The organism is Paenimyroides ceti (genome assembly GCF_030409925.1).
This window is the reverse complement of the sequence record NZ_JAUFQU010000067.1, coordinates 1-8,514: the sequence shown is the minus strand read 5'-3', so window position 1 is coordinate 8,514 and position 8,514 is coordinate 1. Positions and strand designations below refer to the sequence as shown.

Annotated in this window: 12 protein-coding genes and 3 pseudogenes; 10 read left to right on the top strand and 5 right to left on the bottom strand. The window is 35.0% G+C overall.

Going from position 1 to position 8,514, the window contains the following annotated elements:
- The 6 genes and pseudogenes from QW060_RS23595 to QW060_RS23570 form a co-directional block, all read left to right on the top strand.
- A pseudogene (locus QW060_RS23595) lies at positions 1 to 255 on the top strand (30S ribosomal protein S12 methylthiotransferase RimO); the annotation flags it as partial.
- A gap of 62 nt (positions 256 to 317) precedes the next feature.
- Positions 318 to 524 carry a hypothetical protein gene (locus tag QW060_RS23590; protein ID WP_290365285.1) on the top strand — a complete coding sequence of 69 codons (207 nt, stop codon included), beginning with the start codon at positions 318 to 320 and terminating at the stop codon, positions 522 to 524.
- Positions 505 to 633: a hypothetical protein gene (locus QW060_RS23585; protein WP_290365284.1), complete on the top strand. Its 129-nt coding sequence runs from the start codon at positions 505 to 507 to the stop codon at positions 631 to 633. Before QW060_RS23590 ends, QW060_RS23585 begins: the two co-directional genes overlap by 20 nt.
- Positions 608 to 814, top strand: coding sequence for a hypothetical protein (locus QW060_RS23580; RefSeq protein WP_290365283.1), 207 nt, complete (start codon positions 608 to 610; stop codon positions 812 to 814). Before QW060_RS23585 ends, QW060_RS23580 begins: the two co-directional genes overlap by 26 nt.
- 18 nt (positions 815 to 832) lie before the next feature.
- The gene (locus QW060_RS23575; protein ID WP_290365282.1) at positions 833 to 1,018 is read left to right on the top strand and encodes a hypothetical protein; all 186 of its coding nucleotides are present in this window, start codon (positions 833 to 835) and stop codon (positions 1,016 to 1,018) included.
- Positions 1,015 to 1,188 carry a hypothetical protein gene (locus QW060_RS23570; protein WP_290365281.1) on the top strand — a complete coding sequence of 58 codons (174 nt, stop codon included), beginning with the start codon at positions 1,015 to 1,017 and terminating at the stop codon, positions 1,186 to 1,188. The genes QW060_RS23575 and QW060_RS23570 overlap by 4 nt, the downstream gene beginning before the upstream one ends.
- Before the next feature lie 491 nt (positions 1,189 to 1,679).
- Here the strand turns inward: QW060_RS23570 and QW060_RS28175 are convergent, their stop codons facing one another.
- The 3 genes from QW060_RS28175 to QW060_RS23560 are packed head-to-tail and all read right to left on the bottom strand — an operon-like array spanning position 1,680 to position 3,155.
- Positions 1,680 to 1,970 carry a hypothetical protein gene (locus tag QW060_RS28175; RefSeq protein ID WP_317623232.1) on the bottom strand — a complete coding sequence of 97 codons (291 nt, stop codon included), beginning with the start codon at positions 1,968 to 1,970 and terminating at the stop codon, positions 1,680 to 1,682.
- Positions 1,913 to 2,257, bottom strand: a complete 345-nt coding sequence (locus tag QW060_RS28170; protein ID WP_317623231.1) for an AMP-binding protein — start codon at positions 2,255 to 2,257, stop codon at positions 1,913 to 1,915. Before QW060_RS28170 ends, QW060_RS28175 begins: the two co-directional genes overlap by 58 nt.
- 7 nt (positions 2,258 to 2,264) lie before the next feature.
- A complete protein-coding gene (locus QW060_RS23560; RefSeq protein WP_290363683.1) occupies positions 2,265 to 3,155 on the bottom strand; it encodes a CPBP family intramembrane glutamic endopeptidase in 891 nt (296 codons plus the stop codon).
- Between the two features lie 54 nt (positions 3,156 to 3,209).
- Here QW060_RS23560 and arsC point away from each other — a divergent pair, with 54 nt between their 5' ends.
- Positions 3,210 to 3,548 carry an arsenate reductase (glutaredoxin) gene (gene arsC, locus QW060_RS23555; protein ID WP_290363684.1) on the top strand — a complete coding sequence of 113 codons (339 nt, stop codon included), beginning with the start codon at positions 3,210 to 3,212 and terminating at the stop codon, positions 3,546 to 3,548.
- A 94-nt stretch (positions 3,549 to 3,642) separates the two neighbouring features.
- The gene (locus QW060_RS23550) at positions 3,643 to 6,093 is read left to right on the top strand and encodes an outer membrane beta-barrel family protein (RefSeq protein ID WP_290363685.1); all 2,451 of its coding nucleotides are present in this window, start codon (positions 3,643 to 3,645) and stop codon (positions 6,091 to 6,093) included.
- A 95-nt stretch (positions 6,094 to 6,188) separates the two neighbouring features.
- Here the strand turns inward: QW060_RS23550 and QW060_RS23545 are convergent, their stop codons facing one another.
- Both QW060_RS23545 and QW060_RS23540 read right to left on the bottom strand, forming a co-directional pair.
- Complete coding sequence (locus tag QW060_RS23545; protein WP_290363686.1) at positions 6,189 to 6,323, bottom strand: hypothetical protein; 135 nt, start codon at positions 6,321 to 6,323, stop codon at positions 6,189 to 6,191.
- A 136-nt stretch (positions 6,324 to 6,459) separates the two neighbouring features.
- Positions 6,460 to 7,826: pseudogene (locus QW060_RS23540) on the bottom strand (MATE family efflux transporter).
- Positions 7,827 to 8,133: 307 nt separating this feature from the next.
- Here QW060_RS23540 and QW060_RS23535 point away from each other — a divergent pair.
- A complete protein-coding gene (locus tag QW060_RS23535) occupies positions 8,134 to 8,256 on the top strand; it encodes a hypothetical protein (RefSeq protein ID WP_290365280.1) in 123 nt (40 codons plus the stop codon).
- 7 nt (positions 8,257 to 8,263) lie between these two features.
- Positions 8,264 to 8,514: pseudogene (locus QW060_RS23530) on the top strand (hypothetical protein); the annotation flags it as partial.

The following is an 8,514-nucleotide window of genomic DNA, read 5'->3' as shown; positions in this document are numbered from 1 at the left end:
AAATTATGGAAATTCAGGCTCAGATTTCATGGGAACTCAATCAAGAAAAATTAGGGGAAACCTATCGTTGTATCATTGATCGTAAAGAAGGGAAATATTTTGTAGGAAGAACAGAATTTGATAGCCCTGATGTGGACAACGAAGTGCTGATTGATGCTCTAAACATTATTTAAAAACAGGTGAATTCGTAGGAAGTAAACAATAGATGAAGCTACAGAATTTGATCTATACGGAACACCAGCTTATAATTCTTAACCGAAAGTAATCCTTTCGGTTTTTTTATTACAAATTATGAGTAATATTCTTCTAATTTTTATATGTCTGCTGGCAGGAACAGCTCTTCAAAGACTAAAAGTGCTTTTCCTAAAAATACGGCTGTAGTCCGAATCAATATGTACTGTATATTGCTTTACCAGCCATGGCACCTTTTATATTCCAAAGATACAGCTCCGTATGAATTATTATTTCCTGCAGCTGTAGCCTGGATCAGCTTTGGAATGGCCTTTGTTTTTTTTCATTTTTAGGAAAAAGCTTGGCTGGTCAAATAAGCTTACAGGCTGTCTGATCTTAACTGCCGGACTCGGAAATAATCTTTTGTCGGTATTCGGTGATACAGGCACTCTACGGTTATGAGGGACTGAAAACTTTAATCGTAGTTGATCTTTCCGGGTACTTTTGTCGTTTTGTCAACCGTAGGAATTTTAGTGGCAATTCTTACGCACATACGAAAAACTCCGCCTCCTTATTAAAAAAAATGTTCAGCTTCCCTCCTCTTATTGCCTTTTTATTTTGGATTGCTTCTGGCACTTTTTAAAGTAGACTTTCGGAACCTTTGAGTGAAACATTCAAAATGCTTGCAGCGACTATATCTCCCATTGCTTTACTTTCTGTAGGATATCAGCTAAAATTTCAAAAAGACAGTAAATCATTATCCGTATTTAATATCGGCTTGATGTTCCAACTCATTTTTGTTCCTTTGGTTATATTTATGGTGTATTATGGTGTGTATTCCATTTGAATGACACAGCAACTAAAGTCTGTATTATTGAAGCCGCTATGGCTCCAATGATTACGGCAGCTATACTCGCAAATACACACGGATTAAAACCACAAACTCAGCAATATGATGGTCGGTTTCGGTATTCCGATATCTTTTGTAACGATCGGTTTATGGTATCTTCTGATTGAATATATAATGTAAAAACGCAGAATTACTCCTGCGTTTTATAAACTTATTTTAAGTTTCTCGTCTTATTATTTTCCCGTGGGTGTTTCTTTAAACTGAGCTACAAATTGTATTTCCTTAGGTTTTTCATAAACTGTGAGTTCGAAAAAGTTTCTCTGTTAAATCATAAGGCTCACTTTCGATAACCAATACCAACTTGTTCCAAAGCCTCATCTGTTTTACCGATAACAAAAAAAACGATCTGATATTTAATGTGCCAGCTTCTCTTCTATCTGCTCAGGAAATAGTTTAATTCCACCGCTGTTGATGACATTTATCTATTGCGTCCGATCCACTTAAACGTATGATGGTCTTTCAATTCTACCAAGTCATTGGTCACTAACTGTTTTCAGCAACCAAAGGAGCATCAATAACCAGACAGTTACGATCGTCAAACACTTAAGGGTTACATTCGGCAGTGCAGTAAAATAGTCATCTTCAATACGTTTTGCCGCTATATGGTAACCGTCTCTGTCATTCCATATGTTTCATAGGTTTCACACTTCTTCTCCAGCAAAAGTTTTAGTGAACTACTGAGCTTCGCTCCACCAACAATGAGTTTTTTGATATTATTGAGTTTACTAAGAGATCCCTGAACCTGTAAGGGAACCATAGCAACAAAGTCATAGCAAGTATCATTATTTTCCATCGGAAAAGAACTTGGTACTACAAAATCTAAATCAAGACCTATACAACCGCTCTGACAAACATCATTTTTCCGGCGATATATCGCGTTGGTAAACACAGTAATGCTTTATCGCCTCTTTCTAATTTAAAAAAATCTGCTGTTGCCTTAGCAGAATTGATCATCGCCTGTTTAGACAATTTTATTTCTTTGGGATTTCCGGTAGTTCCCGAAGTAAGTAAAATCACATGGTCATTATCATCAAACCATTGCAAAATCAGCTGTCCCAGTTCTTTTTCATGTGGTTCACCGTCTTTAATAAGCGAAATAGCCATTTCGCATAAGGCATCACCTTGAAATGATTGCCCGTTAAGCTTAAAAAAAGGATGCACTTCGTTACACTTCATAATCATTTCAATTGAATTGTGTTAATTTTCTTTTCCAATCATTCCAGCCATATTTCTTAGCAAAAATGAATAACAAGATAGGAAAAATCAAAAAAACCTGAAGTATAATTTCTGTTAAACTATTAGAAGAATCACTGATATCTATCAGAAGAGCTTCTGACTGCAATGCTGAAGTTTTAGAAGTAACTAAGAGTGAAAGCATTACATTATTTGCAGCATGAAATCCTAATGCAAGTTCCATTCCATCATCCATGAGTGTGATAATACCAAGAAAAAAACCGGTACCGATGTAAAAAATCATGATAGAAGGTCCCAGCTGCAATACTTCCGGATTTGAAACATGAATCAATCCAAACATTACAGAGGTAAAAACTAAGGGAAACCAACGCGTTTTTGTAGCCAATCCCAATCCCTGCATAAGATATCCGCGAAAGAAATATTCCTCAAAACTTGTTTGTAAGGGTACAAAAATGATGCTTATAATAATAAGAAAAATAAAAGGTACAGGTTTAAAATTGATTTCATAATCAGAAGGATTTATATAGTAACTGATACCTGTTGAAATAATCAAAAACAAGGACCATAAGGCAAATGAAAACAAAATCCTTTTCCAGTCGGTTTTAGGTCGTGCGGTTGTGAGACTTCGAATGCTTTGTCCGTGAAAAAACCTTACCCATAATAACAATAACAACAATAAAAACGCAAGAGGAGCCGTCACCATAACCAATGTCATATTTTTTCCCATTTGTTCTACCATCAAATCCAATGCTTCCTGAGTATTGGTCTCGGCTAATGAACTGGCAATAAGATTAAAAGCCATGAATATGAAAAAAGCCAGACTAAACGGAAGGTATTTTAAAAGACTGTCTTTATTGTTTTTTAACTGTTCTATATACATTGGTTTGGTTTTTGAGGTTTATTCTTTTTATAATTATCAAAAATAACAAATAAAATGATTACTATTTACCACAATCCACGATGCAGCAAATCCAGAGAAGGTCTGGCATATTTAGAAGATAAAAAAGTTGAAGTAGATGTAATAAAATATCTTGACGAACCTATTTCAAAAGAAACGCTAAAGCATCTGATTGCATTACTAAATATAAAACCTATAGAATTGGTTCGCACAAAAGAAGCGGAATGGGCTGATTATAAAAACCAACAACTCAGTGATGATGCTATAATTGAAGCAATGGTAAAACATCCAAAACTGATAGAAAGACCTATTGTGGTAAATGGTAATAAAGCAGTTATAGCACGTCCCTTTTCCAAAATTGAAGATATACTATAGGAATACAGCCGTTTTATTTAACAATATATTATTATTAAACCCGATTTACTGCACTATTTTTGCATAAAATCTATACTCAAAATTCATATAATTTATGAAAATTTTTAGAATATTACCTATACTGTCCATGCTTTTCATTACCACATTGGGTTTCAGTCAGCAAGCTGCTGAAATCTATGTTAAAGGTACGGTAGTTGAAGCAAAGACTAATCAACCATTAGAATATGCGAGTATTACGCTTGTAAGTACTACGAATCCGAGCTATGTCACAGGCGATATGACAGATGCCAGTGGACAATTTAATATTCCTATTCTTCCGGATACCTATGAAATTAAAATAGAATTTTTGGGCTACCAGACCCTGACGATTTCCAATAAAGAAATCACCTCTTCTATGAGTCTTGGTATGATTAAGGTTGAAAGTGATTCTGAAGTGCTTGAAGGTCTTGTGATAGAAACAAAACGGGCAGATGTAGAGTTCAAACTCGACAAAAAAGTATATAATGTTTCCAATGACAATATCAATAAAGGTGGAACTGCCAGTGATGTTTTGGATAACATCCCTTCTGTAGCGGTAGATGCTGATGGAAATGTAAGTTTGAGAGGTAATGAAAGTGTTCGCGTTCTCATTGACGGAAAACCTTCAGGAATGGCTTCCAATATTGCAGATGCACTAAAAATGCTTTCTTCAGAATCAATCGAACAGGTAGAGATCATAACAAATCCGTCTGCAAGATATGAAGCAGAAGGGGGTGCCGGAATTATTAACATCATTCTGAAAAAGGGAAGCAACCAGGGCGTTAACGGTAGTGTTACTGCCAATGTAAGCAACCCTTTCGGGTACAGCGTTGGTGCCAATATCAATTATAAAGAAGAAAAATTCAATCTTTTTGCCAATTTAGGTTACAGAAATGATTTTACAAAAGGAAACTCTCTTAACGAAACAGAATATATTGATCAAAATACTGGTTTGTCAAAGAGTTTTGTGAATGAGTACAGCAAAAGAGAACGTAAAAGAAAAGGCTATAATGCCAACTTCGGTTTCGAATATTATCTGACAGATAAACTGACATGGAATAATAATTTTACATGGAGAAGAAGTGACGGTGATAATCCGAATGATGTAAATTATGATTATTATGATGCAGGCAGAAATTTATTATATAGCAACAGACGCTATACTGCCGAAGATGATTTTAAAGAAAATGTAGACTACTCAACTGATTTTACATATAAATTCAATGATAAAGGTCACCAGTTGTTCGTATCCGGAACCGTTTCAAAAAACTTTGACAGAGAAGATTCTGACATTTCTACAAGTAATGCAGGTACAGTTCTTACAAGCGATTTAACCAATTCAAGGGAAAACGAATTGCGGAATATTTTACGTTTAGACTATGTATTACCGATTGGAGAAGGACAATTTGAAGCAGGATATTTAGGAAATTTTAATGAATTGAATACAAAATATAATGTAACAACCTTAGAAAATGGTGAATACATTGAAAACGAGCAGTTTAAGAACAATTTGGAATATCTTGAGAAAGTTAATGCCTTATATGCTCAGTATGGTAATAAATACAAGAAATTCAGCTATATGGTTGGCTTGAGATGGGAAGCAAGTGAAATTGATGTAAATCAGTTGGTAACCAACGATTACAATAAGAAAAAATATAACAATTTTTTCCCAAGTGCTTTCTTAAATTATGAACTGACAGATTCATCTACTGCATCGATCAGCTACAGTAAAAGAGTAAGACGTCCTCGTGGGTGGTCCTTAAATCCAATCTCAAATTATTCGAGTTCTATCAACTTTTACAGAGGAAATCCTGATTTAGATCCATCTTTTACAGATGCCTTTGATTTAGGCTTTATGAAACGCTGGTATAAACTGACGTTGAATACTTCGGTATATTATAACCGTACGACTGATGCTACTCAATTTATAAGAATTGTAGACGGTGTAAATGAGGAAGGTATTCCGATTACCATCAGTTCTCCTATTAACCTGAATACAGAATACCGTTACGGATTGGAATTCAATGTAAATTACAATCCATTTAAATGGTGGAGATTAAACGGAAACATCAACTTATTTCAGGAGCAAACAAGAGGGGATTATACTTACACAGATACAGAAGGAAACAGTATCACTCAGAATTTTGACAATGATACGTTTACCTGGAGTTCAAGAGTGGCTTCCACGGTTAATTTACCAGGTGGTATAGATTGGCAGACGACTTTTATGTACAGAGGTCCGAGAAATACAGCTCAGGGAAAAATATTAGGTGAACCAAACCTCAATCTGGCTTTCAGTAAGGATATCTGGAAAGATAAAGCAACTATTGCTCTAAATGTTCAGGACGTTTTTAACAGCCGTAAAATGAGAAGTGAAATTTATCTGGATACGGCAAACAGTTACTCAGAAAGACAATGGAGAGAACGTACGATTAATTTATCATTTACGTATCGTTTCAATCAAAAGAAAGCAGAAAAACCGGGAAGAAACGGGAATGAAGAAAACGGCGGAGAAGAGTATATGTAATCTTTTAGGATTTTGATACCGCTTATATACAACACATCACCTGCTTTTTATTTTACAGCATTTGTAGTAAAAAGTAGGTGATGTTTTTTTGAGTATTACTCATTAGAGATTGTAGCGGCCAATAGAATTCGTGCTTTCAGAATCTTTTCTTTTTGAGCCTCTGAAAGTGACATCCCTGCTTTACCGATAAGAGTATCCATACCCATAGTAAACTCCCAGGCAAAGTCCAATACCTCAGCTTTTTCAGCCGCATCCAGTATTTCATGTATATCAGCATCCTCCCTAGAAGCTTTAATATTGTTATAAATAGTGTCTTCTAACAGATATCTATCTTGTTTTATAGTTTTCATCATTCGTTTTTACTTGTTATTGATAAACATTTAATTTCTTTTCCGATTTGGTTAATCTATTGAAATTGATTCTTACGAGAAAAATAACCAACAGAAAAATGCTCCAGTCAATTATAGCACTTGCCCAATACACACTATCGACTCCAAAAAATGAAGGTATAATGAGCATAACGGGAACATAAAAAACAAGTTGTCGCAGAATTCCAACAATACTTGCAGGTTTTCCATTTTTTACTGAAGGAAACCAAACCATAGCCATAAAAATAAAAGGTAATGTAAGCAACACACTCATGTATATTCTGAAATTGGTTAATTGGTTCATACTAAATGTTACATTCGGAATCATTATTGAAAGCATATCAGAAGGAAAAAACATGACAATAGCCCAGAAAGGCAATAGAATAATGAGTCCTGTAAAAGAAAATAATACATATGATTTTTTTGCTCTTTCATAGTTTCCAGCTCCAAAATTCATTCCTGTTACTGGTTGCAAAGCCCGCATCAATCCCCATAAAGGGGTATTTAGGAGTATAAAAAAACGATTAACCGCCGTATAAAAAGTGATATCCGCTGCAGTACCATATTTTGCAAGTGCGTTGAATACTACTATATTCTGAACTACAATCATTGCCATCATTATAAAGGCAGGCATTCCCAGTGCAAAAGTTTCTTTTATGATTTGCCTGTTCGGTAGTAAAGACCAGAATTTGGTTACAAAAGATGCTTTTCCTTTTGAATAGTACCAGATACCTGATAAAGTGTAAATAATCATAGAAACATTGGTTTGCCCAGGCAGCACCGCTTACCCCCCAGCCAAAAGTATCAATGAATACAGGTTTAAGCAATACATCGATGACAAGTCCTTATTGCGATCATCCATGCAGCTGTTTTCATTTTCCCTTCAGCACGGATCATCATATACAGTGCTAATCCATGAATCCAAAAGAAATTGCTCAGCAAAGTCACTTTAAAGTATTCGGTTCCCAAACAGCTATTTCTCCCCTGCCACCCATCATATAAATCAATTCTTCTGCATATATATAAGCAGGTAAGCTCAACAATACTGATGATATCAATGATAGAAAATGAACTGTTCCAAACATTTTCTTTAATTTTCGCGTCTGATTCTCACCTATCCAGATACTTAACGAAGTACCTATTCCTGTTCCGATAAGGCTTCCCATTGCCTGCGCCAATTGTGCCAAAGGATACGCTACACCTACTGCTGCCAAAGCAGTGTTACTGATCAGATGCCCTACAAAAATTCCATCCAGAAAATTATTCATCCCATACAAAACCATTGCAACAACAGCCGGCCAATGAAAGTTGCCACATAACTCTCGTAAGGTTTTCATTTAATATAAGCTGTTTCTGTTTATCCATTTTTTTTCCATCAACGTTATTTTACCATCCTTATTATTAAGATTTATATCTAAATAAAGTTTTATTTTGCAAATGTACTTTATAGCAGATTTTTGTTTAGCTACGCAGAGCGGAATATAATCACCGCAAAAAGAAATTGTTTAACGAATAACATTAATGAATGAGGTTACGATCCATACATCTGATTTCCTGAGCTGGTTATTGAAAGAGACGATCCAAGAATGTTTTATCCAACAAACGGTCTTTTTAAGGACACAGTGTCACTTTAAATAACCGTTTGGGAAGAGGTTATTAAAAGAAATCTATTTTGACGGAATCCATATCGGACATGGTAATGGCCTCATTGTCTCAACAGACTTTAGTGGATTTTGACAGTCAGTATGAAACAGTTGAAATGCATTTTCTCTTAAGGATTCAGCAGATCGAATAATCACAACATGGCACAGAAAATAGATTTTAGTCCGTGCCAGCATAATATCATTTACGCAAATCATCTCAAAGGAACAATGGAATGGAATGACGATGGTTTACAAATATTTGAAATCAATTTACAGCCTGCTTTTTTCGCAAATATTTACCTGAAGATCATTTCTTTCAATCTTTTAAAAAGGCTATTGAAAAAGGTTCCTCCTGTCTCATTCAAAATGAAAACAACTGGATTACTAATGAAATGTATGAGATCATTCAT